Raw genomic sequence first — 23450 nt, forward strand, 5'->3', positions numbered from 1 at the left:
CGGCTACGTGCTGAAAGACTGCGCGGGCACGCCGGACGTCATCCTGATTGCCACCGGCTCCGAAGTGGGCATCACGGTGGAAGCGGCGGACAAGCTGACCGCGGCGGGCCGCAAGGTGCGCGTGGTGTCGATGCCGTCGACCGACGCGTTCGACAAGCAGGATGCGGCGTACCGCGAGTCGGTGCTGCCGGCGGCGGTAACGGCGCGCGTGGCGGTGGAAGCGGGTATCGCGGACTACTGGTACAAGTACGTGGGGCTGAACGGCGCCATCGTGGGCATGACCACCTTCGGTGAGTCGGCGCCGGCGGAGCAACTGTTCGCCGAGTTCGGCTTCACCGTGGACAACGTGGTGGCCAAGGCGCAGGCGCTGCTGAAGTAAGCGGCCTGGCGCCAGCCAATAAGAAAGCCGGTCATCGTGACCGGCTTTTTTTATGCCATCACCCGATGGATCTGCAAATACTGCAGCAGCATGATGGTCTTGCCGTCTTTAATGCGGCCGTCGACGATCATCGCCACCGCTTCGCTGAACGGCAGTTCGATCACTTCAATATCTTCATCTTCAATGCCGCCGCCGGCCGCGCGCCGCTCATCGTCATGGTATTCGGCGATAAAGAAGTGCACGATCTCGGTCACGCCGCCCGGCGACATGTAGGCTTCGAAGATTTTCTTGACCTCGCCCACCTGAAAACCGGTCTCTTCCACCGCTTCGCGGCGCGCGCACTGCTCCGGAGAATCGGCGTCCAGCAGGCCGGCGCAGGCCTCGAGCAGCATGCCGCTCTCGTTGCCGTTGACATAAGTCGGCATGCGGAACTGGTTGGTCAGCACCACCGTGCCCTTGGCGCGGTTGTACAGCAAAATGGTGGCGCCGTTGCCGCGATCGTAGACCTCGCGCATCTGTTGCACCGAACCGCCGTTTTTGCGTTTCAGATCGAACGTGTACTTATGCAGCACATACCAGTTGTCCGACAGCAGCTCTTTCTTCACATTCTCAATTTTCGACGACATGACCCTTTTTCCTTGAGTTGCAACCTGAAGATCATACCGCGATTACGCCGCGCCGCGGCAGACGATTTGCAACAAAACATCATCGGTCCCGGCGGCGGCCCGACCTTAAATCATCTTAAAGTAAGCACATCTAAGTAGCGGAAACCCTGAAAAAAAACCATAAGGGATAGCGCCACATCATCCTAATAACACGCGCCTATTTTATTTTTCAACGCCTCTTTAGGGAAAACCAACGTGAAACTGACTCATCGCTGCTTGTTACCATTAAGCCTTTTATTGATGGCCAGCGCCGGCGCTCAGGCGGCGGACTGCGCCAACGTGCCGGAATGGGCGGCTAAAACCTACGCCATCAAAGGCACGCAGGTCATAAAGGACAATACGCTGTTCGCCAATAAATGGTGGGCAGAAAAACACCATATCCCCGGCGTAGCCGGTTGGGTCGGCGAACCCTGGCAAAACCTCGGCCAGTGTGCCGCCCAGGAGACTTCCTGGTGGCAAGCCTATGCCGAGCAGGAGGGATTCAACGATGCGCTGCGTTACATCGGCACCAGCCTGGATGCGCTGAATCAGGACGCCGAACAGGCGCTGGCGGACTCGCAAGATGCCCGCACGCCGCTGTATTGGCTCAAACGCACCATGCAGATGTACCCGTCAGACACGCCAAATGTCTACCGGCTGCCGATCGTTCACGCCGCCAGTTGGTACAACTCCTTGTATGGCAGCATGGCGCGCGGAATTTTCTTCTACACCCGCACGCTGGGGAATCAGGGCGACAGCGTCACGATAAAGGCCGGAACGATTCCGGCAGGCAGCTCATGTTTTGCGGCGACCAGCGCCCGTTTCGATAACGTTGACAACATCTACTCGAACAAACGAAAGCTTGATGCCAACAAGGAGACCACTTATACCTTCGCGCAAACCGGCGTCCTGGCCTTAGGCTGCAGCCATCCGCAAAAACAGCAAAACGGCGAATTTGTCCGGTTAGATGTGAGCGGCGGTGGCGACAGCAACCTGCACATTCTCGGTCAGAATACGCAAGGCGACTGGGAGCAACAGAAGGCCGGCGCCGGCATCCTGGGCGGCGCCGTGTTGTATGACGGTAAATCCAATCACTTCGTACCGAAGAAAATCACCGACAAAACGCAGGAGATCATCAATAAATCGCTGGGGGAAAGCCTCAGCATCGCCGCGCTGTATGAAGCGGTGAACGGCATGGACGGCACCCACGAGATGTTCACGGCATCACAGGGTTCCCTGTTCCTCAACTACAGCAAATGCTGCAGCGCCGAATACCGCGAGGGTGCGGTCAACGTCGGTTTCTTCGCCGACAAGACCACCCGCGCCAACGCCGCCCACTGGGGACTCTGGCACGAACTGGGGCATGAGAACGAACCGCAGTGGGAATACAACGTATTCCCCGAAGTGCAGGTCAACCGTTATTCGGTACTGGCTTGCCGCCTGTTGTCGGAACGCAACGATTTCGACTATGGCCCAACCTGCAAACTGGGCGCCGACAAGGAGTGGGATCGGGATGCGGTGCGTAAGTTCCTCGCATCAGAAGTGCGCTATGACGAATTCCCGAAGAAGCAGCATGATGTCGCGCTGGGGTTTTTTACCCATCTGTTGCACGCTTATGATGAATCCTTCTTCCCGCGGATTAATCAGGAACGGCTGAAGCAGACTTTCGCGGCACCGGGTAACACCATGCAGGATAAATATAAATACGTTTTCGGCACGCCGCAGAAGGTCATCGACTTCAGCGTGGTCGTCTACAGCCGGGAGGCGGGGCAGGATCTGCGCGAGTACTTCACCCGCTGGGGGCTGCGCTTCAGCGACCACGCAGCGAAACAGGTGGTCGTGATGAATCTGCCGACGCCCTGAAGCGCGGCAATAAAGCGCCCCCAGAACAGGGGGCCTTCTGCCTGATTTCATCCGCGCTAAAGGCAAATCTTCAGAGAAAACCGGCCCGCCGCTGAACATCGGCGGGCATTTCGCTATTCATTTGATTACACAACGACAATTGTTCCCGTTTTGTTGACAACTTGATACAAATCGCGGTGCAATTTAGTTGCAAAAGTTATAGTTTTGCTTTCGAATGAAACTGGCGAAGCGCCTCACCTGAGAGAAAAGGATTCCGTGATTGCTTGTTAAACGTTCCGTGACCGGCAGCCTGGCCAGAGCGCTGTTCGGCATCGTGATACTGTCGGTGCTCGCCACCGGGTTGGCGTTGACGACCGTCGCCGGCAGCCAGAGCGATGCCGAGGCGATCAACATTGCCGGTTCGCTGCGCATGCAAAGCTACCGCTTGGCCTTCGATCTCGAGCGGCAGAGCCCGGAGCTGGAGCTGCACCTGCAGCAGTACCGGCAATCTTTGCAGGCGCCCGCGTTGCAAAAGCTGACTCGCTTTTACGTCCCGGCCGAGGTGCGCAACCACTATCTGGCGCTGCAACGAACATGGCAAACGATGGAGCGGCAGATCCGCGACGGGCAGGCGGCCGCCTACCGGGCTGAGGTCGCCGGCTACGTCAACCGCGTCGATCATTTCGTTTCCGCTCTGCAGCGTTATTCCGAGTTGAAACTCACCCTGGTGGCCGCCGTCAGCGTACTGGGCTACGCCGCCATCATCGGTCTGGTGCTGTTCTGCATCCGCTTTATGCGCCGCCAGGTGGTCACGCCGCTGCAGCATCTGGTCGACGCCAGCCAGCGCGTGCAACAGCGCGACTTTCGCCATCCGCAGCTGGACGTGGCGCTGCCGAACGAGCTCGGCGTGCTGTCGCAAACCTTCAGCGCCATGTCTGACGAGCTGGCCCGCCTCTATCAGTCGCTGGAGCTGAAAGTGCAGGAAAAGACCCAGCGCCTGCAGCAGGCCAACGACACGCTGGAGGTGCTCTATCGCTGCTCGCAGGCGCTGAGCGTGCGTCAGATCGATCAGCAGGCGTTCGAAAATGCGCTGCGCATCGTGCGCCAAAGCGAACGACTGCGCTGCATCCGGTTGAACGTGGCGGACGATCATGGCCAGTGGCAACTGAACGAAGGAGAGCCGGCGCCGGCGCAAACCTGGAGCACGCTGCCGATCACCCAAGGCGATAAACTGCTGGGCGAGTTGCGATGGCAGCCCGAAGCACAGCCGCCGCATCCTCACCTGATGCAGAGCCTGGCCAACATGCTGGGGCGCGGCGTCTACTTCAACCGGGCGCAAAAGCAGCACCAATATCTGCTGTTGATGGAAGAGCGTGGAACCATCGCACGCGAGCTGCACGATTCGCTGGCGCAGACGCTGTCGTTCCTGCGCATCCAGCTGACGCTGCTCCGGCGCGCCGCCGACGATCCGGCGGCGCAGGCGATTATCGACGATTTCGAGCGCACGCTGGCCGATGCCTATCGCCAGCTGAGAGAATTGCTGGCCACCTTCCGCCTCAACATTCAGGAGGCGGATCTGAATGCCGCGCTGGAGCAACTGTTGCAGCCATTAAAGGCGCTAACCCCGGCGCGGATTCAGTTACACTGTCGGCTGCCCTCGCAGGCGCTCAACGCCCAGCAGCAGGTGCACGCGCTGCAGATCGTGCGCGAGGCGGTGCTCAATGCCGTCAAGCACGCCGGAGCGAACGAGATCGCGGTATGTTGCGAGGTCAACGCCGCAGGCGACAACGTATTCAGCATTACCGACGACGGTTGCGGCATCGCCAGTCTGGAAGAACCGGAAGGGCATTACGGCTTGACCATCATGAGCGAACGCGCGGCGCGACTGGGAGGAACGCTGCGCATCCGGCGCAGAAGCGGCGGCGGCACGGCGGTCTGCCTGACATTCTCGCCCTGACCTTGCGGCTGTTCACTCTGCGTTACGGTTGCCGCCGGCCTGAAGGCCGCCCGGAGAGGTTTGCGGTGCAGAATGCCGCTATTTTTGAAGAGACAGTCCCACTGTGAAGCACGCCTCCGGGCGCGTTTGAGTGGCTTTACTTGCTACAGGGAGCATATTTCATGGTGATGAAGCAATACCGAGTCATGATCGTTGACGATCATCCGTTGATGCGGCGCGGCATCAAACAACTGCTGGGACTGGATGCGCGATTTGGCGTGGTGGCAGAGGCCGGCAACGGCAGCGAGGCGGTTGCGCTGGCGCTGCAGCACGCTCCGGACGTGATCTTGTTGGATCTGAACATGAAGGGCATGTCGGGGCTGGATACGCTGCGGGCCCTGCGCGACGAAGGCGTGGACGCGCGCATCATCGTGCTGACGGTCTCCGACGCGCGCAGCGATCTGTATGCGCTGATCGACGCCGGCGCCGACGGCTATCTGCTAAAAGACAGCGAACCCGAACAACTGCTGGAACACATCAGCGCCGCCGCCGAGGGCCAGAACGTGATCAGCGACGCCATGGCCGACTATTTGCTGGCGCGCAGCGAGCAGCACGACCCCTTCGCCGCCTTGACCGAACGCGAACTGGACGTCCTGCAAGAGGTGGCGCGCGGCCTGTCCAACAAGCAGGTGGCGGCGCAGTTGCATATCTCTGAAGAAACCGTGAAGGTGCACATCCGCAACATACTGCGCAAGCTGGACGTGCGTTCTCGCGTGGCGGCGACGGTGATGTACCTGGAGTACAAAAGCCACTGATCGCCCCGCCCCGGCCGATCCGCCGGGGCCGCTTACTCGATGGCGCTGAGCAGCGCCTGATGATGCTGGTGTACCCAGCTCTTGTTGAACGGCCCCCAGCTTTCCAACTGATAGAAACCGTCGTTGTTGCGCACGCCCTGCTGCACGAACTGCAGCTCGACGCCCATGCCGGGCAGCGCCTTCAGCACATCCTGCAACGTACGGCGCGGCCAGCCGGTCAGCGCCATCAACCGCGGCACATTGGGCCGCTCACTGTGGCTGATCAGCCAGCATAAATAAAGCCGACGGGCAAATACCGGGTTAATTCCCATGCCAAGCTCCTGCTGTAAGGTGAGGCCAGTTTTTACTTTTCGATTCCCTGCGGCGAAAAAATGCGCAAGGCCTTTGATAGTAATAAAAATGTCTTAATAGCGTACAATTACCGACGCCGATACGCCCACGCCGTTTTCCGCTACCGTTATTTACACTATCTCCTTTTTTTCTCCACGCTTTCCTCGGCTATCCCGAGTAAAGTGCAATAGCGCCGGAATCCTTCCCTGCCGCTGAAATGCATATTTCCGATGCGTTTTAAAGATAGAACAAGTCATAACGAGGTTCGCGCTGCATGGCCAATTTTTTTATTGATCGCCCGATTTTCGCCTGGGTGCTGGCAATTATTCTTTGCCTGACCGGGGCGTTGGCGATTTTTTCTTTACCGGTAGAACAATACCCGAATTTGGCGCCGCCGAACGTGCGCATCAGCGCAACTTACCCAGGTGCTTCGGCGCAAACGCTGGAAAACACCGTTACCCAAATCATTGAACAGAATATGACCGGCCTCGACAACATGATGTACATGTCGTCGCAGAGCACCAATACCGGCCAGGCGACCGTGACGTTGACGTTCGAAGCCGGTACCGATCCCAACGAGGCGATGCAGCAGGTGCAAAACCAGCTGCAGGCCGCGATCAAACGCCTGCCGCAGGCGGTGCAAAATCAGGGGGTGACGGTCTCGAAATCCGGCGACACCACGCTGATGATGGTGGCGTTCGTCTCCACCGATGGCAGCATGGACAGGCAGGACATCGCCGATTACATCGTCTCCAACCTGCAGGATCCGCTCAGCCGCATCAACGGGGTCGGCAGCATGGACGTGTACGGCTCGCAATACGCCATGCGCATCTGGCTCGATCCCAACAAGCTCAACAGCTATCAGTTGACCACCCAGGATGTGGTCAGCGCCATTCAGTCGCAGAACGCCCAGGTCGCGGTCGGCCAGTTGGGCGGCACGCCATCGGTCGATAAGCAGGCGCTGAACGCCACCATTAACGCCCAGTCGCAGCTCCAGACGCCGGAACAGTTCCGCCAAATCACCCTGCGGGTCAATCAGGACGGTTCGCTGGTGACGCTGGGCAACGTCGCCACCGTCGAACTGGGCGGCGAGAACTACAACTACCTCAGCCGCTACAACGGCATGCAGGCCGCGGGCATGAACATCAAGCTGGCCTCCGGCGCCAACGAACTGCAGACCGACCAGTTGGTGAAAGACAAGATCGCCGAGCTGTCGCAATACTTCCCGCACGGGCTGGAGGCCAAAGTGGCCTATGAAACCACCCCCTTCGTCAAAGCCTCGATCAAGGACGTGGTGAAAACGCTGCTGGAAGCCATCCTGCTGGTGTTCCTGGTGATGTATCTGTTCCTGCAGAACTTCCGCGCCACGCTGATCCCCACCATCGCCGTGCCGGTGGTGCTGCTGGGCACCTTCGCCATCCTTTCCGCCTGTGGCTTCAGCATCAATACCCTTACCATGTTCGCCATGGTGCTGGCGATCGGCCTGCTGGTGGACGACGCCATCGTGGTGGTGGAAAACGTCGAACGCGTGATGAGCGAAGAAGGCCTGCCGCCGCGTGAAGCCACGCGCAAATCCATGGGGCAAATCCAGAGCGCGCTGGTCGGCATCGCCCTGGTGCTGTCGGCGGTGTTCGTGCCGATGGCGTTCTTCGGCGGCACCACCGGCGCCATCTATCGCCAGTTCTCCATCACCATCGTTTCCGCCATGGTGTTGTCGGTGCTGGTGGCGATGATCCTGACCCCGGCCCTGTGCGCCACGCTGCTCAAACCGATCGCCAAGGGGCACCATCACGGCAAGCGCGGCTTCTTCGGCTGGTTCAACCGCATGTTCAACCGCAACGCCGAACGCTATGAGCGCGGCGTGGGGCGCATTCTGCACGCCAGCGGCCGCTACATGGTGATTTATCTGCTGTTGCTCGGCGGCATGGCGCTGCTGTTCATCAAGCTGCCGACCTCGTTCCTGCCGCAGGAAGACCGCGGCATCTTCACCGTACAGGTACAGCTGCCGGCGGGCTCGACCCTGCAGCAAACCTCTAAAGTGGTGGAAAAGGTTGAGCAGTATTTCCTCACCGAAGAGAAACAGGACGTGTTGTCGGTGTTCGCCATCATCGGCTCCGGGCCGGGGGGCAACGGCCAAAACGTGGCGCGTCTGTTCGTTCGGCTGAAAGACTGGGATCTGCGCACCTCGGGCGCCAACAGCTCGTTCGACATCATCGATCGCGCCACGCTGGCATTCAACAAGATTAACGAAGCGCGGGTGATCGCCAGCAGCCCGCCGGCGATCACCGGCCTCGGCAACTCCTCCGGCTTCGACATGGAACTGGAAGATCACGCCGGGTTGGGGCACGCCAAACTGATGGCGGCTCGCGACCAACTGTTACAGCTGGCGGCGCAAAATCCGCTGCTGTCGCGCGTGCGCCACAACGGCCTGGACGACAGCCCGCAGCTGCAGATCGATATCGATCAGCGCAAGGCGCAGGCGCTGGGCGTATCTATCGACGACATCAACAATACCCTCTCCACCGCCTGGGGTTCGACCTACGTCAACGACTTCGTCGATCGCGGCCGGGTGAAGAGAGTTTACGTGCAGGCCGCCGCGCCGTTCCGCATGCTGCCGGAAGACATCAACAAATGGTATGTGCGCAACAGCGCGGGCGGCATGGTGCCATTCTCGGCCTTCGCCAGTTCACACTGGGAATACGGCTCGCCGCGGCTGGAACGCTATAACGGCAACTCGGCGCTGGAAATCGTCGGCGAGGCGGCCAACGGCGTCAGCACCGGCACCGCCATGGCGGAAATGGAAAAACTGGTCAGCCAGTTACCGACCGGCTTCGGGCTGGAATGGACGGCGCTCTCCTACCAGGAACGCTTGTCCGGCTCGCAGGCGCCGGCGCTGTACGCCATCTCGCTGCTGGTGGTGTTCCTGTGCCTGGCGGCGCTGTATGAAAGCTGGTCGATACCGTTCTCGGTGATGCTGGTGGTGCCGCTGGGGGTGATCGGCGCGGTCGCCGCCACCTGGCTGCGCGGCCTGGAGAACGACGTTTATTTCCAGGTCGGCCTGTTGACCATCATTGGGCTGTCGGCGAAAAACGCCATTCTGATCGTCGAATTCGCCAACGAGCTGAACCACAAAGGGCAGGATCTGATGTCCGCGACGCTCGACGCATCACGCATGCGTCTGCGGCCGATCCTGATGACTTCGCTGGCGTTCATCTTCGGCGTGCTGCCGATGGCCACCAGCAGCGGCGCCGGTTCCGGCAGCCAGCATGCGGTCGGCACCGGGGTGATGGGCGGCATGATCTCCGCCACCCTGCTGGCGATTTTCTTCGTGCCGCTGTTCTTCGTGCTGGTGCGCCGCCGCTTCCCGGGCAAAGCGCATCCGGCAGGCAATACGACGGCCGCCGGGGAGTGATAGCCTGGGCATAAAAAAAGCAGCGTCGGGTTACCGATGCTGCTTTATTTCGAACGATAATCTCGTTCCCAAGGTGTTTCAGTGACTTTCCAATGACTCAACCTTGCCATCTGCTTCAACGCTGTGTCAGTTGCCCAACATCTCATCAATGAAGTCTTTCCAGTTTCCTAATTCACGATCAACCATAATACTTTACAACCTCAATTATTTGACGAAGCGGATTCTACGCCTGTTTTTTGACCATGTGAAGGGAAACGGGAACGATGCCGGGCCCGGAAACCGGGCTTAGCGCACATTTTCGTATTTATCTGATCAATACTCAGTGCTGCTATTCCCTTGTGATATCAATTTCTCCGCGGTAGCGTGTAAAAGGTATAAAAATACGACAATGGAGCGCCGACATCCGCGGGTATCAGCGCGCCATTCGGCACTATGCCGCCGACCTCAGTCTTATTGGTTAGAGGAAAACGATGGAAATTATCACCGACCCGAACCGCCGCGCCATCGACTGGCAGCGGCTGTGTGAATTGCTGGAGGCCGCCGGGCTGGGCAAGCGCGATCCGCACACCCTGCGGCGCGTTTACCAACACAGCCAGTTTTGCTATTGGGGGTTTATCGGCGACGAGCTGATCGCCACCGCGCACGCCATCAGCGACCTGACCTCGGTCGCTTATCTGGCCGACGTGGCGATCGATCCGCGCTTTCAGGGGCAAGGGCTGGGGCGCCGGTTGATGGATCGGGTGATGCAAGATTTGGCGCCGCTCGGCAAGATTTTCATCTATTCCGTGCCGGAAAAACTGGCCTTCTATAAAAAGTACGGCTTTCATGATTTGACCACCGGCATGGTGTATGCGGACGGCGCCTCACTGCAACGGTTGCAAAACGGCGGTTATATCCGCTGATCATCTTGATCAAAATACTTTTCTCAGCAGAATACAGCTGACGATATGCTTGAGACAGATAAAACGCTTAGCCAAAATGCCCCGGAAAAAATACACACTCTCTTTTAACTTTTTATTTTCACTATTATTCACCTCTGCAACCATGAATGAGAAAACGTTTGAACTTCCTGTCAGAGATATTTCTTAGTCATTAGACCTCTTACAAAGATATCACGAACCAAAAGATCGGTAAAAACGATCGAATATTAATTTACGATAGGAATAATCTATGATATTTCCTTTTAATTCTCCTTGATTGATAGCTGGCATCTATTTAAAAACCTCTCCCCCTCTTGCGGCACTTTTTATTACTCCTATTTATCTCTTGATTATCAATCAAATAAAAAACAAACTGACTAAACCAGCGGTATAGGTAAATGTTGAGATTCATCATCGGAAATAATTCAACATTTAATTATTTCGATTATTTCTATTTTTATACTTTAAGATAACCGTCGCCACCGGGAATAAAAAATAAAGGATTATAATAATATGAAGATCGATATTTTCAGCGAATGTACCTATACCATTATCGGTATCAGACAACTGATAAATCAAACATGGTCAGAAAAAAACACGCCAGCCGACTTTAACCGCAGAAGGGTCTGTTTTATCGATGTCACCCTCGCCAATTTTGAAGCGCGTTACCGCGATGAATATGCCAACCCCAAAACCTACAAAATAGTCATTATTACCGACTGCCCGCATGAGATGGTGATTGTCGACAATAAGACCATTATATTATCAAACCTTATATCTTTAAGCCGTTTCAGCCACCTGATCGGCGATTTATATACGCGCTACAGTCACTATACCGAGCCGCCGCAGCTCTCCCGGCGCGAGTCCCTTTTCCTGTCGGAGTGGTCGACGGGAAAATCGCTGACCGATATCAGCAACGCTATGAATATAAGAAACAAAACCGCCAATCATTACAAATCGAGAATCATGAAAAAGCTTGGCGCCAGCAGAATAAAACCGCTGTTGCATATTACCCGCGTACGGTGTTTAACCGATCGTTTAAATATAAAAATTAATAAAGAATAGTTCCTCTGAGCCCAGATCCGCATTGGCGGCTGAACGCGTTCGCCGACGTCTTTTACAAGCACCGTCGGCGAAGTCTGCCGTTCAACCACATTGCCAACTTCTCTCCCTGGTGCTCAATCGCATCTCGCGCGCATCGTTGTCTGGATCTCGCCGCCGCTTTACTGGCATTATCTCTGCTATCGCCGGGCGGCGAGAAGGCCTAAGACCGCGCCCGCCGCCCAGTATCGACTCGACGAGACAGGTAGCTTTACGCCATGGCAAACAAACCGCAACAGACAACGCTGACGATGTACGGCATCAAAAACTGCGACACCATCAAGAAAGCCCGCCGCTGGCTGGAAGATCAGGGCGTGGCCTATCATTTTCACGACTACCGCGCCGACGGCCTGACCGAACAGCAGCTGCGCGGTTTCGTCGCGCAACTGGGTTGGGAGCCGCTGCTCAATACCCGCGGCACCACCTGGCGCAAGCTGGATGAAGCGCAGCGCAACGCCTGCGATAACGCCGACGCCGCCATCGCGCTGATGCTGGCGCAGCCGGCAATCATTAAACGCCCGCTGCTGGACGACGGCAACGGCCGCGCCCTGCTCGGTTTTAACGCCGACACTTACCAGCAATTTATCGCCGAGGTCGCCGTATGACTTGCCCGGTTATCGAACTGGCCCAGCAGCTTATCAAGCGCCCTTCCCTCAGCCCGAATGACGAAGGCTGCCAGCAACTGATGATCGATCGTCTGCAGGCAATCGGCTTCACCGTCGAAGCGATGGACTTCGAAGACACCCAGAATTTCTGGGCCTGGCGCGGCGAAGGGCAAACCCTGGCGTTTGCCGGGCACACCGACGTGGTGCCGACCGGCGATGAAAAGCGTTGGGACAACCCGCCGTTTGAACCGGCGATCCGCGACGGCATGCTGTATGGCCGCGGCGCGGCGGACATGAAAGGTTCATTGGCCGCAATGGTGGTGGCCGCCGAGCGATTTGTCGCCGCTAACCCGGATCACCGGGGCCGCCTGGCATTTCTGATCACCTCGGATGAAGAGGCCAGCGCCACCCACGGCACGGTTAAGGTGGTCGAAGCGCTGATGGCGCGCAACGAGAGGCTGGATTACTGCCTGGTCGGCGAGCCGTCCAGCACCGAGCGCGTCGGCGACGTGGTGAAAAACGGCCGACGCGGCTCCATCACCGCCAACCTGCATATCCACGGCGTACAGGGGCACGTCGCCTATCCGCACCTGGCGGACAACCCGGTGCACCGCGCCATGCCGGCGCTGAATGAACTGGTGGCGATCGAATGGGATCGCGGCAACGAGTTCTTCCCGCCGACCAGCATGCAGATCGCCAACGTGCAGGCCGGCACCGGCAGCAACAACGTGATCCCGGGCGATCTTTATGTCCAGTTCAACTTCCGTTTCAGCACCGAGCTGACCGATGCGATGATCAAGCAGCGCGTGGAAGAGCTGCTGGAACGCCACCAGCTGAACTACAGCATCGAGTGGCGGCTGTCCGGCCAACCGTTCCTCACCTCGCGCGGCGCGCTGGTGGATGCGGTGGTCAACGCCGTCGAGCACTATTCTGAACTGACGCCGCAGTTGCTGACCACCGGCGGCACCTCCGACGGCCGCTTTATCGCGCAGATGGGCGCGCAGGTGGTGGAGCTGGGGCCGGTCAACGCCACCATCCACAAGGTCAACGAATGCGTCAACGCCGCAGATCTGCAGCTGCTGAGCCGCATGTATCAACGCATCATGGAGCAATTGGTCGCATGATCAACGCAGAGATGCTCACCGGCCGCTCAACCGAACACCTGGCGCCGCTGAGCGGGAACCATCGGCTGCAGCCGCAGGCGGTCAACGCCTTCCTGGCGATGCAGCAAGCGGCGCGTGAGGCGGGATTCGATCTCCAGCCCGCCAGCACCTTCCGCGATTTCGACCGGCAGTTAGCGATCTGGAATGGCAAATTCTGCGGCCAGCGGCCAGTATTAGATAAGGACAGCCGCCCAATCGACGTCGCGCCGCTGCCCGCCGCCGAGCGCTGTGAGGCGATCCTGCGCTGGTCGGCCCTGCCGGGCGCCAGCCGCCATCACTGGGGCAGCGATCTGGATGTGTACGATCCGTCGCTGCTGCCGGAAGGGAAAAAGCTGCAGCTGGAGCCGTGGGAATATGAAGAAGGCGGTTACTTTGCGCCGCTCAACCAGTGGCTGACGGCACATATGGCCGAGTTCGGTTTCTACCGCCCCTTTACCGAAGACAGCGGTGGCGTGGCGGTAGAGCCGTGGCATCTGAGCTACCGGCCGCTGGCGCAAGAGGCCGAACGCTTGCTGACCCCGGCGCTGTTGCTGGCGGCCTGGCAAGACAAGGAGGTCGCCGGTGCCGAATGGCTCGAACGCCATCTGCCCTCGATTTTTTCGCGTTTTATACGCAGTGAAGTAAAGGAGTAGCTATGCAATGGTTAGCTGATTACTGGTGGATTATCCTGCTGGTTCTGGTGGGAATGGTCGTCAGCGGCATCAAGGAACTGCGCCGCGTCGACGTGAAAAGCTATCTGGCCAACAAGCCGGAGATACCGCCGCACCGCGACAATAATGCCCAGTGGGATGACGAAGACGACTGGCCGAAAAAGAAATGACACCAGGGCGCTTATCGGCGCCCTGAGTTTTTAGCGAAAGGCGATCAGCTCGCCGCGCTTGCCGGACAATGCTTCGTCCCAGTAGCGCTGCGGCACATAATAATGCAGCCTTTCCAGCGCGGCGTTCATCATGCCCTGGTTGATCGCGTGCCCGACGTTTTCCTCCACGTCCAGCGTGAAATCGGCGCCGCCGGCCCGAAGCGCTTCCGCCGCCGCGTGAGCGTGTTGCACCGCGATCACCGCGTCCTCTGCACCGTGGATCAAATGCACCACGCTGTCGCCGAAAGCCTGCTCAGGCAGCTGGGCGAAACGCCCGCTGAACGCCACCACGCGCCCGGCCAGTCGGGTTTCCGCTTTTAGCGCTTCCAGCGCCATAATGGCCCCTTGCGAGAACCCCACCAGCGCCGTGCCGGCATAGCCCACGCCGCTCAGTTGCTGCCAATGGCGCACCACCGCCACAAACTGCGGCATCACGTCTGCAATACGGACCGCGCGGTTCTCTTCGGTCACGTCCTGCACCGAAAACCACTGGCGCCCGGCGCCGTTGCCAAACGCTTCGGGGCCACCGATGCTCACCACCTGCGCCTGAGGAAACTCTTTGGCGAAGTAGCTGCCGATCTCCCCCATCGCCACCGGGTTGTCGCCGACACCGTGAAACAGCAAGATCAGCTGCGCCGCCGGGGTCGCCGGACTTTGGACAACGAAATGCTCATGTTTCATCGATGACTCCTTAATAGTAACCAAACCTGGTGCGAGGACAGTCGCCGCCGCACCGCTGACAGTGACTATACGCCGTTGAGAAAGCGGGAAAATCGGGTTTTATTGAGCGAGTTGTTCAATTTATTGCAACGACTGCGCCCAGTCGCGCCAGTAGCGGCAGTGCTGCGCATTCAGCTGTTCCAGCGCCTGCGCCGTTTCATGCCGCCAGTGGCGCAGCAAGGCTTTCTGGCCGCTGACGCCCGCCTGCTCCGCGCAGGCCGCCGGGGATTGCCGCCGCTGCAGATGGCCGCGCAGCGCGGGCAGCGGCAGATTGCTGGCCAACAGCAAACGCTGCAATGCCCCCAGGCTGGCCTCCAGCGGCCGGTGGGCGAAAGCGAACCCGGCCAGCTCACGCCAGTCCTCTTCGCCGAGCGACGTATCGCCGTCGTCGCCCGGGATCGCCAGCGCGAGTTCGATGCGCTGCCGCAGCCAGGGCCAGTCGCGCGCCAGATGCTTGTGCGCCGCGTGCCGCAGCGCCTCCCCTTGCTCGCTCAAGGGCAAAATAGCCATCGCGGTATAGCAGCCGCTGCTGGCCTCCGGTTTGCTGCCGATACGCACCAGCTCGAAACCGCAGGATTGCCAAAAGCGCCACAGCGGCTCGGTATAGCCGAAGCTGACCGACAGGAAATCCAGCCCCTGCGCCTGGCGGCGTTGCCGTTCGATCAGCTGACGCGCGATACCCTGCCGCCGCAGCGCCGGCAGCGTCGCGATGCGGGTAATGCGCCGTGAACGCAGCGTCGGCGCCCACCATTGGCCTCCGTGCGCCGCCAGCGACTGCGCCACCAGGTTGCCGCGCGGCCGACGGCGGCCGGCCCACACATCGTGCGCCAACTCGGTGCTCAAGCCGCCTTCGTCCACCAGCCACACGGCGCCGACCACCTCTGGCCCGGCCTGCGCCAGCCCGTAATGCATGCCGGGCGCATCCATCAGCCTGCGCAAGTCCAGCGGCGAGGTGCGGTAATGCGCGCTGCTCAGCAGGGCGTAGAAACGCGCCAGCCGCTGCGGATCGGCGCACAGCTCACGCTGCTCTGCCTGGCTGTAATCGATCGCCTGGCCATCCGCCGGCCAGGCAGGCAGCTCATTGAACAACAGCGCATTGTCCGTTATCCGTTCCAGCGCATCGCCCTGTGCCCAGCGCATCGGCTGTTGCAGGCTCAACGCCTGATAAGACGGCAGCCCGGCGCAAAACTTCAGCAGAAAACCGCGGCCGGTGCCCTCATACCCCTGCACCGTAGTGGTCAGCAGCACGCGCGGGAAATAACCGATCAGCTGCTGCAACAGCGGCGCGGGGATCGCCGCCGCTTCATCCACCAGCAGCCAGCCCACGGCGCTGACGTCCCCCTCCCGACACTGCGCCAGCAAGGCATCGGGCGCCCAAAACTGCGCGCGCCCCTGCGCCCATTCCCCGGCCACCTCCGTGGCGGCGCGGCTCGGCCCGGTGATCCAACAGGTCAGCGGCGACTGCGCCACCAGCATGCCGGCCAGCGTCGATTTGCCGCGGCCGCGGGCGGCGGTCAGCACCCACACGCCGGATTCGGCCTGCAGCAGCACCGTCAAGATCGCCTGTTGCTCCCCGGTCGGCCGGCCATCCGGCGGCAGCCAACCCTCGCGCGCCGGCAGCGCGGCCAGCGTCAGAGGCTCATCCTGCCGCCAGATCGTCACTTCTCGGTCGTCGGCCAGGTGCTGCTGCAGATGGTGAATGAAATGCGGGGTGGTGATCGGCTGTGGGCAATCGCTCCAGCGCAGGCTGTCGCCGTCCGGCAGCTGAGGCCATTGCCGCCAGGGCGGCGTCAGCAGCAGCAGCCAGCTGCCGGCGCGCAGTGCGCCGCACAGCGCCGCCAATGCCTCCACGTCCAGCGATTGGCCGGCGTCGAACACCGCGTGCAGCCGTTCCTGCCCCAGCAGTTGGCGCACCGCGCCGCTCGCCAACGCCGTCAGGCCGGGCGGCGGGTTTTCCCCCACCCACGGCCAGTCGCCCGGCAGCGTCGCCGCCAGCCGCTGTGCCTGTTCGCGGCACCAGCCGGGTTCACCGCTGAGCACCAGCAGGCGCCGGATGCCCTGCCGCCGCATGAGTTGTTGCGCTGCCTGTAACATAAGGCTGTATCTCAATCCGAAAAAAATGCCGGAGTCAGGCTCCGGCACTTGAGGCGTTAACGGGATGCAAAGGTGTTGCAGGTATTGGGATCGCCGCTGTCGAAGCCCTGTTTAAACCAGGTGTAGCGCTGCTGCGAGGTGCCGTGAGTGAAGCTGTCCGGCACAACGCGGCCCTGACTCTGCTGCTGCAACCGATCGTCGCCAATCGCCTGCGCGGCGTTCAGCGCCGCCTGCAGATCGCCCTCTTCCAGCATCTGCTGCTTCTCGGCGTATTTGCCCCACACCCCGGCGAAACAGTCAGCCTGCAGCTCCATTTTCACCGACAGACGGTTCACTTCCGCCTGGCTGGCACCCTGCTGCATCTGGCGCACCTTGGGCTCGATGCCCAACAGGTTCTGCACGTGGTGGCCGACTTCGTGCGCCACCACATAGGCCTGAGCGAAATCACCGCCGGCGCCCAGCTTGGTTTTCATGTCCTGATAGAAAGACAGATCGATATACACCGTTCTGTCACCCGGGCAGTAGAACGGCCCCATTGCCGCCTGACCGGTGCCGCAGCTGGTGCGCGTCACGCCGCGATACATCACCAGCTTCGGCGGTTGATAGGTTTTGCCCATGCGCTGGAAAATCTCTTTCCAGTTGTCCTCGGTCGAGGCCAGCACCACCGAGGTGAATTTGGCCAGCTCATCATCTTTCGGACTGATGTTGGCGCTCTGTTGTTGCCCCTGCGGCGCAACGTTACCGCCGTTCAATAGCGGCGACAGATCGATGCCGTAATAGCCGGCCACCAGCACCACCACCAGAATGACGATGCCGCCCTTGCCGCGCACCGGCACGCGGAAGCCGCCGCCGCCCAAACCTGAAGATTGCCCGCGACGATCCTCAACATTGTCACTTTCCCGACGCCCTTGCCAACGCATAAATATACTCCAGATATTTCCCCTGCTCGTTGAAGTTGCGCCGCGATGGTAAGCGCAAAGGCAGCTTCAAGCCTGAGTGGGATAGGTTTTAGTCATCTCGCATCCATTATTATAAATGGTCTGCCGCAGAGGAAATGTAGAAATTTTCTGGAAAAACGCAGAATAGCGGGACGATCCGGCCGGATCGCCCCGAATGGCGGTGCCGACGCTTAGTCGAGCTTCACGCCGATGCGGCGCGCCACTTCTTCATAGGCTTCGATCAGGCCGCCCAGGCTTTGACGGAAACGGTCTTTGTCCATCTTGTCCAGGGTGTTTTTGTCCCACAGGCGGCTGCCGTCCGGCGAGAACTCATCGCCCAGCACCACTTCGCCGTTGAACAGGCCGAACTCCAGCTTGAAGTCGACCAGGATCAGGCCGGCGTCGTCGAACAGCTGGGTCAACACGTCGTTGGCGCGGTAGCTCAGCTCACGCATGCGCGCCAGATGCGCTTTGCTCACCCAGCCGAAGGTTTCGCAGTAGGATTCGTTGACCATCGGATCGTGCATGGCGTCGTTTTTCAGGAACAGATCGAACAGCGGCGGGTTCAGCACCAGGCCTTCTTCGATGCCCAGACGCTTCACCAGCGAACCGGCGGCGCGATTGCGGATCACGCATTCCACCGGCACCATGTCCAGCTTTTTCACCAGCACTTCGTTGTCGGACAGCAGACGCTCCATCTGGGTCGGGATGCCGGCTTCTTCCAGTTTGCTCATGATGAAATGGTTGAACTTGTTGTTCACCATGCCTTTGCGATCGAACTGCTCAATGCGCTGACCATCCAGTGCTGACGTATCGTTGCGGAACTCCAACACCAACAGATCGGGATTCTCGGTGGTGTAAACGGTTTTTGCCTTTCCGCGATACAGCTCAGCTAGCTTTTGCATCTTACTTACTCCAGTGATGTATCCCCGATGTCTCCCGAGCGCGGCCCGAAATTAGGGGGTATAGAATTGACCTAATGAATTCTTTGGCGTGCCGGGCACTATTGTGCCAAACCTGCGACGCAAACGATACCGTATAGACAAAACAAAAAGGGGCCGCAGCCCCTTTTCGATTAGTTAACGCTGGTTTTACTGAAGGCAGACTGGAATGCCGCCACCAGTGCGTCGTTTTTCGACTGGGTCAGCGGTTTGCCTTTCGGATCGATGAATTGCAGGCTGGTGCGGTTGTTGAGATCGCCGACCTGCAGCTTGTAATCCCCTTCCGCCAGTTCAGGATCCTTGACGCCCAACGCATCCCAATCGCTGCTGCTCAGGGACTTGTAGGTCACGGCGACGGTGCCCTGCGGACGGCTGCGGTCACCCACTTTCATCCCCAGTTTTTCGAGCGCCGGCGGCAGGCGATCCCACACCACGGTGTACGGGCCGCGCACCACCAGCATTGGCAGGCCGGTGTCATCGGCGCCGCTCTGCACGTCCAGCGCGCCGAAGCGGCTGGCGGTCTGGCTGCTCGCCAGGTTGTCCTGCTTGTCCAGGCCTTCGATCAGGGTGTTGATCATCATGCCGTTGTAGCGCTGGATTTCAGACTGATCGGTCACCTGCTCGGTCTTGTCCTGCTGCTGCAGGCCAACGCTTTTCACCACCAGCGCCTGCTGGTAGCCCTGTTGCTGCACGCTGATCTGATAACGGCCTTCGTACTGGTTGTCTTCGTCCAGACGGTTCCACTTCACCCAGTCGGTGGTCAGGGTCTGACCGGCGTCCTGGCGCGAAGCGATCGCGATGTTCTTCGCCTGCAGCAGGCTGACCACGCGCGACCACAGGTTCTGGTTCTGCGGGCTGTTTTCCAGCAGCAGCGTGCCGCTGTCGCCGGCGTATTGCGCGCGAGAACCGCTCAGCAGCGCCAACGGCTGCACCGGCGGACGAATGTCCAACTGCTTGCCGACGTTGCCTTGCAGCGTCGTGGCGGGAACGTCATAGTTGCCGCTCTGCACCGGCAGGATCATGCCGGACGGCGCGTTCAGCGCCTTGAGCGGAGCCGCGTCGAGGTAGGCCTCGTCGCCGCTGACCTGGCGCTTGTAGCGCTGATCGCTGCTGCAGGCCGCCAGCATCATCACCAAAGAGATGCCCACTACTTTTGCTACCGTCGACTTTTGCAATGAATAAGCCATCAAATTTCCCTTAGAGTTACAGCAAACCGACGCTTTTCAGCGCGCGCTCCACCACCGGGCGGGCGGCTTCGCTCAACGGCGTCATCGGCAGACGCAGCGTATCGGTTGCCATCAATCCCAACGCCTTACAGGCCCACTTCACCGGAATTGGGTTTGCTTCTACAAATAGATCCTGATGCAACGGCATCAAGCGCTGATTTAAGCGGCGCGCCTGCGCAAACTTGCCCTGCGCCGCCAGCGCGCAAAGTTCCGCCATCTCGCGCGCGGCCACGTTGGCCGTCACGGAAATCACCCCTTTGCCGCCCAGTTGCATGAAGTCCAGCCCGCTGGCGTCGTCGCCGCTCAGCAAAATGAAATCTTCATCGTCAACCAGCACTTGGATCTGACTAACGCGACTTAAGTTCCCCGTCGCTTCTTTTACAGCAACAATATTCTTGATTTTCGCCAGCCGAGCGATGGTCGGCGGCAGCATGTCGCAGCCGGTGCGCGAAGGCACGTTGTACAGGATCTGCGGCAGCTCGGTGCTCTCGGCGATCGCCTTGAAGTGCTGATACAGCCCTTCCTGCGTCGGCTTATTGTAGTACGGCGTCACCGTCAGGCAGCCCACCACGCCGGTGTTGGCGAAGCGGGTGGTGAGCGCGATGGCTTCGGCGGTGGCGTTGGCGCCGGTGCCGGCGATCACCGGAATGCGGCCGTCAGCCAGCTCCAGCGTCTGCAGCACCACGTCAACGTGCTCGTCATGGGCAAGCGTTGCGGACTCGCCGGTGGTCCCTACGGAAACGATCGCCGCGGTGCCACTGGCTACATGATAATCGATCAATTTTTTCAGGCTCGCGCGATCGACAGCACCTTTGTCGTCCATCGGCGTAACCAGTGCAACAATACTTCCCGTAAACATTGGCCGTCCCCTCCACAAACAAGTCACTCATGGTACTTTTGCTGCCTATCCAAAAGCAAGCGCACAACCGCGTTGTAAGCGCTTGGCAGGCGGTTTTTTTTATGTTTACCATGGTAACCCCATTAAGCACGACAGGAAGCGCTATTTTGCCTCAGTCAGACGAACACTATCTCGTGATTACCGCGCTCGGCGCCGACCGCCCCGGAATCGTCAATACCATCACCCGCCACGTCAGCAGTTGCGGATGCAATATCGAAGATAGCCGTCTGGCCATGCTGGGAGAGGAGTTCACGTTCATCATGCTGCTGTCCGGCAGCTGGAACGCCATCACCCTGATCGAATCCACCCTGCCGCAAAAAGGCGCGGAGCTGGATCTGCTGATCGTGATGAAACGCACAAACTCGCACGAAAGGCCGCCGATGCCGGCCACGGTGTGGGTGCAGGTGGAAGTGAAGGACTCGCCGCACATCATCGAACGCTTTACCGATCTGTTCGACTCCAGCCAGATGAATATCGCCGAACTGGTCTCGCGCACGCAGCCGGCGGACGGCGACCTGCCGCCGCAGCTGTATATCCAAATCACCGCCCACAGCTCCGGCGATCGGGACGCCTCAAATATTGAGCAAGCCTTCCATCGCCTATGTACAGAATTGAACGCGCAAGGCAGTATTAGCGTGGTGAACTATCCACAGCATGACGAGAAAGATGGAGAGTAGTGATGAGCCCATTGAAAGCCGGTGACACAGCGCCGAAATTTAGTTTGCCTGACCAGGACGGTGAGGAAATTAATTTGGCCGACTTCCAGGGACAGCGAGTTTTGGTTTACTTCTATCCGAAGGCAATGACGCCGGGCTGCACCGTGCAAGCCTGCGGCCTGCGGGACAACATGGACGAATTGAAAAAGGCCGGCGTCGAAGTGCTGGGCATCAGCACCGACAAACCGGAAAAACTGTCGCGCTTCGCCGAAAAGGAGCTGCTCAACTTCACGCTGTTGTCTGATGAAGATCATCAGGTGTCGCAACAGTTTGGCGTGTGGGGCGAGAAAACCTTCATGGGCAAGACCTACGACGGTATTCACCGCATCAGTTTCCTGATCGACGCCAAAGGCAAGATTGAAAAAGTGTTTGATGATTTCAAAACCACCAATCACCACGACATCGTTTTGAACTACCTGCAGCAGTAAATCTCACGAAGCGCAGCGGCCTGCTGCGCTTCGTTATTCCCTCTCAGCCGGCCTCGTCTTCCACCTCGACCCGCAGTTCATCCGGCCAGGCGTGAATCACCGCCTTCACCAGCGTCGCCAGCGGTATGGCGAAAAACACCCCCCAAAAGCCCCACATCCCGCCGAACACGATCACAGAAAGGATAATCACCAGCGGATGCAGGTTGACCGCTTCGGAGAACAGGATCGGCACCAGCAGGTTGCCGTCCAGCCCCTGCACCACCAGATAGGCGACGATCAGCGTCCAGAAATCGGCGCCGACGCCCCACTGGAACAGCGCCACCACCACTACCGGTATGGTGACCAGCACCGCGCCGATGTAGGGGATCAGCACCGAGAAGCCCACCAGCACCGCCAGCAGCAGCGAATAGCGCATGTCCAGCACGGCGAACACCAGGTAGGTCGCCACGCCGACAATCACCATCTCCAGCACCTTGCCGCGAATATAGTTGGTGATCTGCTGATTCATCTCGTTCCAGACCTGCCCCGCCAGGCCGCGATTGCGCGGCAGCACGCGGCGCACCGCGTTCAGCAGCTGCTCTTTGTCTTTCAGCAGGAAGAACATCATCATCGGCACGAGGATCAGGTAGATAGCCAACGTCAGCAGGCCGACCAGCGACGCCAGCGAGAATTTCACCACCGACTCGCCCATGCCGGACAGCCGGCTGCGCAGGTTTTCCGCCATCATGTCGATGATGCCGGCATCCACCAGCGCCGGGTAACGCTTCGGCAGCGTCGCGGCGAAGTTATAGAACTGGTTGAGCATGCCCGGCAGATCGCTCATCAGATTGATGCCCTGTTGCCAGGCGGTTGGCGCGACGACGAACACCAGCAGCATCGCGACGCCCGCGAACACCAGCAGCATGATGCTCGCCGCCCAGGTGCGCGAACAGCCGATGCGCTGCAGGCGCGCGGTCGGCCACTCCAGCAGATAGGCCAGCACGATGGCGACCAGCAACGGGGTCAGAATGCCGTGCAGAAAATAGAGAATGAGGAAGCCGGCAACCAGGATCACCAGCAGCGCGATAGCCTGCGGATCGGTGAAGCGGCGGCGGTACCACTGTAATAACATCTCCAGCATCAGAGCGGGCTCCTCGAGGTTTGACGGGCGGGCATGGCGATTCCTGTGATGGGCGTGATTAAAGCATAGATAGAACGGGCGCACGCGAGGTGTGCAAAGCACTCAGAGTACTCAAAGTTCGCCATACATCAACCGCAATTTGGCTGATTTTATCGCGTGGGCAGGCGATCGGCGCAAAAATCCGCAGACGCGGTGACAGGCGCGGTGAGCGGCCCCGAACGGGGCCGCGGAAGATTACAGCGAGGTACCGATAGAAAGGGGCGAACCGACCGCCAATGCGAACAACAGCACACAGCCAATCGCGATCGCCGCCGCCAGATCATTTTTCATTTTCCCATCCCCTGATGCTTAAACTGATTATCG

Annotated in this window: 23 protein-coding genes; 13 read left to right on the plus strand and 10 right to left on the minus strand. The window is 59.6% G+C overall.

Annotation, left to right across the window (positions count from 1 at the left end):
• Positions 1-379, plus strand: a 379-nt coding sequence (locus tag REA38_RS21215; RefSeq protein WP_277350629.1) for a transketolase C-terminal domain-containing protein, incomplete at its 5' end; no start/stop codon positions are given.
• A 50-nt stretch (positions 380-429) separates the two neighbouring features.
• Here REA38_RS21215 and nudK read toward each other — a convergent pair.
• Complete coding sequence (gene nudK, locus REA38_RS21220; RefSeq protein ID WP_308886577.1) at positions 430-1005, minus strand: GDP-mannose pyrophosphatase NudK; 576 nt, start codon at positions 1003-1005, stop codon at positions 430-432.
• A 234-nt stretch (positions 1006-1239) separates the two neighbouring features.
• On the opposite strand from nudK, the gene REA38_RS21225 reads away from it, so the two are divergent.
• The 3 genes from REA38_RS21225 to REA38_RS21235 all read left to right on the plus strand — a co-directional run bounded on the left by REA38_RS21225 (position 1240) and on the right by REA38_RS21235 (position 5616).
• Entirely contained in the window at positions 1240-2886 is a 1647-nt protein-coding gene (locus tag REA38_RS21225; RefSeq protein WP_308886578.1) for a M60 family metallopeptidase, read from the plus strand.
• Positions 2887-3145: 259 nt separating this feature from the next.
• Positions 3146-4822 carry a nitrate/nitrite two-component system sensor histidine kinase NarQ gene (gene narQ / locus REA38_RS21230; RefSeq protein WP_308886579.1) on the plus strand — a complete coding sequence of 559 codons (1677 nt, stop codon included), beginning with the start codon at positions 3146-3148 and terminating at the stop codon, positions 4820-4822.
• 161 nt (positions 4823-4983) lie between these two features.
• A complete protein-coding gene (locus tag REA38_RS21235) occupies positions 4984-5616 on the plus strand; it encodes a response regulator (RefSeq protein ID WP_172905329.1) in 633 nt (210 codons plus the stop codon).
• Positions 5617-5648: 32 nt separating this feature from the next.
• Here REA38_RS21235 and REA38_RS21240 read toward each other — a convergent pair whose 3' ends face one another.
• Positions 5649-5927, minus strand: a complete 279-nt coding sequence (locus tag REA38_RS21240) for a helix-turn-helix domain-containing protein (protein WP_004941750.1) — start codon at positions 5925-5927, stop codon at positions 5649-5651.
• A 293-nt stretch (positions 5928-6220) separates the two neighbouring features.
• On the opposite strand from REA38_RS21240, the gene acrD reads away from it, so the two are divergent.
• A complete protein-coding gene (acrD, locus tag REA38_RS21245) occupies positions 6221-9358 on the plus strand; it encodes a multidrug efflux RND transporter permease AcrD (protein WP_033635489.1) in 3138 nt (1045 codons plus the stop codon).
• Between the two features lie 126 nt (positions 9359-9484).
• Here the strand turns inward: acrD and ypfM are convergent, their stop codons facing one another.
• The gene (ypfM, locus tag REA38_RS21250) at positions 9485-9544 is read right to left on the minus strand and encodes a protein YpfM (RefSeq protein ID WP_100396732.1); all 60 of its coding nucleotides are present in this window, start codon (positions 9542-9544) and stop codon (positions 9485-9487) included.
• A 284-nt stretch (positions 9545-9828) separates the two neighbouring features.
• Here ypfM and REA38_RS21255 point away from each other — a divergent pair, with 284 nt between their 5' ends.
• From REA38_RS21255 to REA38_RS21280, 6 genes are all read left to right on the plus strand, one after another.
• Positions 9829-10260, plus strand: a complete 432-nt coding sequence (locus REA38_RS21255; RefSeq protein ID WP_033635490.1) for a GNAT family N-acetyltransferase — start codon at positions 9829-9831, stop codon at positions 10258-10260.
• A 531-nt stretch (positions 10261-10791) separates the two neighbouring features.
• Positions 10792-11343, plus strand: a complete 552-nt coding sequence (locus REA38_RS21260) for a LuxR C-terminal-related transcriptional regulator (RefSeq protein ID WP_033648805.1) — start codon at positions 10792-10794, stop codon at positions 11341-11343.
• A gap of 254 nt (positions 11344-11597) precedes the next feature.
• Complete coding sequence (locus tag REA38_RS21265; RefSeq protein ID WP_033654592.1) at positions 11598-11984, plus strand: ArsC family reductase; 387 nt, start codon at positions 11598-11600, stop codon at positions 11982-11984.
• Positions 11981-13108, plus strand: coding sequence for a succinyl-diaminopimelate desuccinylase (dapE, locus tag REA38_RS21270; protein WP_033648807.1), 1128 nt, complete (start codon positions 11981-11983; stop codon positions 13106-13108). Before REA38_RS21265 ends, dapE begins: the two co-directional genes overlap by 4 nt.
• Complete coding sequence (locus REA38_RS21275; protein WP_033648808.1) at positions 13105-13779, plus strand: M15 family metallopeptidase; 675 nt, start codon at positions 13105-13107, stop codon at positions 13777-13779. Before dapE ends, REA38_RS21275 begins: the two co-directional genes overlap by 4 nt.
• Before the next feature lie 2 nt (positions 13780-13781).
• On the plus strand, positions 13782-13967 hold the full coding sequence (locus tag REA38_RS21280) for a YpfN family protein (protein ID WP_004941720.1): 186 nt from the start codon (positions 13782-13784) through the stop codon (positions 13965-13967).
• A 30-nt stretch (positions 13968-13997) separates the two neighbouring features.
• On the opposite strand, the gene ypfH is transcribed toward REA38_RS21280, so the two are convergent.
• The 6 genes from ypfH to dapA all read right to left on the minus strand — a co-directional run bounded on the left by ypfH (position 13998) and on the right by dapA (position 20784).
• Positions 13998-14687 carry an esterase gene (ypfH, locus tag REA38_RS21285; protein ID WP_103773004.1) on the minus strand — a complete coding sequence of 230 codons (690 nt, stop codon included), beginning with the start codon at positions 14685-14687 and terminating at the stop codon, positions 13998-14000.
• Between the two features lie 120 nt (positions 14688-14807).
• Positions 14808-16820: a GNAT family N-acetyltransferase gene (locus REA38_RS21290; protein WP_308886580.1), complete on the minus strand. Its 2013-nt coding sequence runs from the start codon at positions 16818-16820 to the stop codon at positions 14808-14810.
• 56 nt (positions 16821-16876) lie between these two features.
• The gene (locus REA38_RS21295) at positions 16877-17740 is read right to left on the minus strand and encodes a neutral zinc metallopeptidase (protein WP_033635497.1); all 864 of its coding nucleotides are present in this window, start codon (positions 17738-17740) and stop codon (positions 16877-16879) included.
• 209 nt (positions 17741-17949) lie between these two features.
• The gene (gene purC / locus REA38_RS21300; RefSeq protein ID WP_033635498.1) at positions 17950-18663 is read right to left on the minus strand and encodes a phosphoribosylaminoimidazolesuccinocarboxamide synthase; all 714 of its coding nucleotides are present in this window, start codon (positions 18661-18663) and stop codon (positions 17950-17952) included.
• 170 nt (positions 18664-18833) lie between these two features.
• Positions 18834-19886: an outer membrane protein assembly factor BamC gene (gene bamC / locus REA38_RS21305; RefSeq protein ID WP_308886581.1), complete on the minus strand. Its 1053-nt coding sequence runs from the start codon at positions 19884-19886 to the stop codon at positions 18834-18836.
• Between the two features lie 16 nt (positions 19887-19902).
• Positions 19903-20784, minus strand: coding sequence for a 4-hydroxy-tetrahydrodipicolinate synthase (gene dapA / locus REA38_RS21310; RefSeq protein WP_033635499.1), 882 nt, complete (start codon positions 20782-20784; stop codon positions 19903-19905).
• A 110-nt stretch (positions 20785-20894) separates the two neighbouring features.
• Here dapA and REA38_RS21315 point away from each other — a divergent pair, with 110 nt between their 5' ends.
• Entirely contained in the window at positions 20895-21500 is a 606-nt protein-coding gene (locus tag REA38_RS21315; RefSeq protein WP_369783268.1) for a glycine cleavage system transcriptional repressor, read from the plus strand.
• A gap of 2 nt (positions 21501-21502) precedes the next feature.
• Positions 21503-21967 carry a thioredoxin-dependent thiol peroxidase gene (bcp, locus tag REA38_RS21320; RefSeq protein ID WP_033635500.1) on the plus strand — a complete coding sequence of 155 codons (465 nt, stop codon included), beginning with the start codon at positions 21503-21505 and terminating at the stop codon, positions 21965-21967.
• A gap of 43 nt (positions 21968-22010) precedes the next feature.
• On the opposite strand, the gene REA38_RS21325 is transcribed toward bcp, so the two are convergent.
• Positions 22011-23087 carry an AI-2E family transporter gene (locus REA38_RS21325; RefSeq protein ID WP_033635501.1) on the minus strand — a complete coding sequence of 359 codons (1077 nt, stop codon included), beginning with the start codon at positions 23085-23087 and terminating at the stop codon, positions 22011-22013.
• Between the last annotated feature and the right edge of the window lie 363 nt (positions 23088-23450).

This window comes from Serratia sp. MF1(2023) (assembly GCF_030954545.1).
Lineage (GTDB): Bacteria > Pseudomonadota > Gammaproteobacteria > Enterobacterales > Enterobacteriaceae > Serratia > Serratia sarumanii.

What these genes read in the sequence shown, in the direction of transcription:
- nudK (WP_308886577.1), bottom strand. Translation starts at nt 1,005, where the DNA reads ATGTCGTCGAAAATTGAGAATGTGAAGAAAGAGCTGCTGTCGGACAAC.
- REA38_RS21235 (WP_172905329.1), top strand. Translation starts at nt 4,984, where the DNA reads ATGGTGATGAAGCAATACCGAGTCATGATCGTTGACGATCATCCGTTG.
- REA38_RS21240 (WP_004941750.1), bottom strand. Translation starts at nt 5,927, where the DNA reads ATGGGAATTAACCCGGTATTTGCCCGTCGGCTTTATTTATGCTGGCTG.
- acrD (WP_033635489.1), top strand. Translation starts at nt 6,221, where the DNA reads ATGGCCAATTTTTTTATTGATCGCCCGATTTTCGCCTGGGTGCTGGCA.
- REA38_RS21255 (WP_033635490.1), top strand. Translation starts at nt 9,829, where the DNA reads ATGGAAATTATCACCGACCCGAACCGCCGCGCCATCGACTGGCAGCGG.
- REA38_RS21260 (WP_033648805.1), top strand. Translation starts at nt 10,792, where the DNA reads ATGAAGATCGATATTTTCAGCGAATGTACCTATACCATTATCGGTATC.
- REA38_RS21265 (WP_033654592.1), top strand. Translation starts at nt 11,598, where the DNA reads ATGGCAAACAAACCGCAACAGACAACGCTGACGATGTACGGCATCAAA.
- dapE (WP_033648807.1), top strand. Translation starts at nt 11,981, where the DNA reads ATGACTTGCCCGGTTATCGAACTGGCCCAGCAGCTTATCAAGCGCCCT.
- REA38_RS21275 (WP_033648808.1), top strand. Translation starts at nt 13,105, where the DNA reads ATGATCAACGCAGAGATGCTCACCGGCCGCTCAACCGAACACCTGGCG.
- REA38_RS21280 (WP_004941720.1), top strand. Translation starts at nt 13,782, where the DNA reads ATGCAATGGTTAGCTGATTACTGGTGGATTATCCTGCTGGTTCTGGTG.
- ypfH (WP_103773004.1), bottom strand. Translation starts at nt 14,687, where the DNA reads ATGAAACATGAGCATTTCGTTGTCCAAAGTCCGGCGACCCCGGCGGCG.
- REA38_RS21290 (WP_308886580.1), bottom strand. Translation starts at nt 16,820, where the DNA reads ATGTTACAGGCAGCGCAACAACTCATGCGGCGGCAGGGCATCCGGCGC.
- REA38_RS21295 (WP_033635497.1), bottom strand. Translation starts at nt 17,740, where the DNA reads ATGCGTTGGCAAGGGCGTCGGGAAAGTGACAATGTTGAGGATCGTCGC.
- purC (WP_033635498.1), bottom strand. Translation starts at nt 18,663, where the DNA reads ATGCAAAAGCTAGCTGAGCTGTATCGCGGAAAGGCAAAAACCGTTTAC.
- bamC (WP_308886581.1), bottom strand. Translation starts at nt 19,886, where the DNA reads ATGGCTTATTCATTGCAAAAGTCGACGGTAGCAAAAGTAGTGGGCATC.
- dapA (WP_033635499.1), bottom strand. Translation starts at nt 20,784, where the DNA reads ATGTTTACGGGAAGTATTGTTGCACTGGTTACGCCGATGGACGACAAA.
- REA38_RS21315 (WP_369783268.1), top strand. Translation starts at nt 20,895, where the DNA reads ATGGTAACCCCATTAAGCACGACAGGAAGCGCTATTTTGCCTCAGTCA.
- bcp (WP_033635500.1), top strand. Translation starts at nt 21,503, where the DNA reads ATGAGCCCATTGAAAGCCGGTGACACAGCGCCGAAATTTAGTTTGCCT.
- REA38_RS21325 (WP_033635501.1), bottom strand. Translation starts at nt 23,087, where the DNA reads ATGCTGGAGATGTTATTACAGTGGTACCGCCGCCGCTTCACCGATCCG.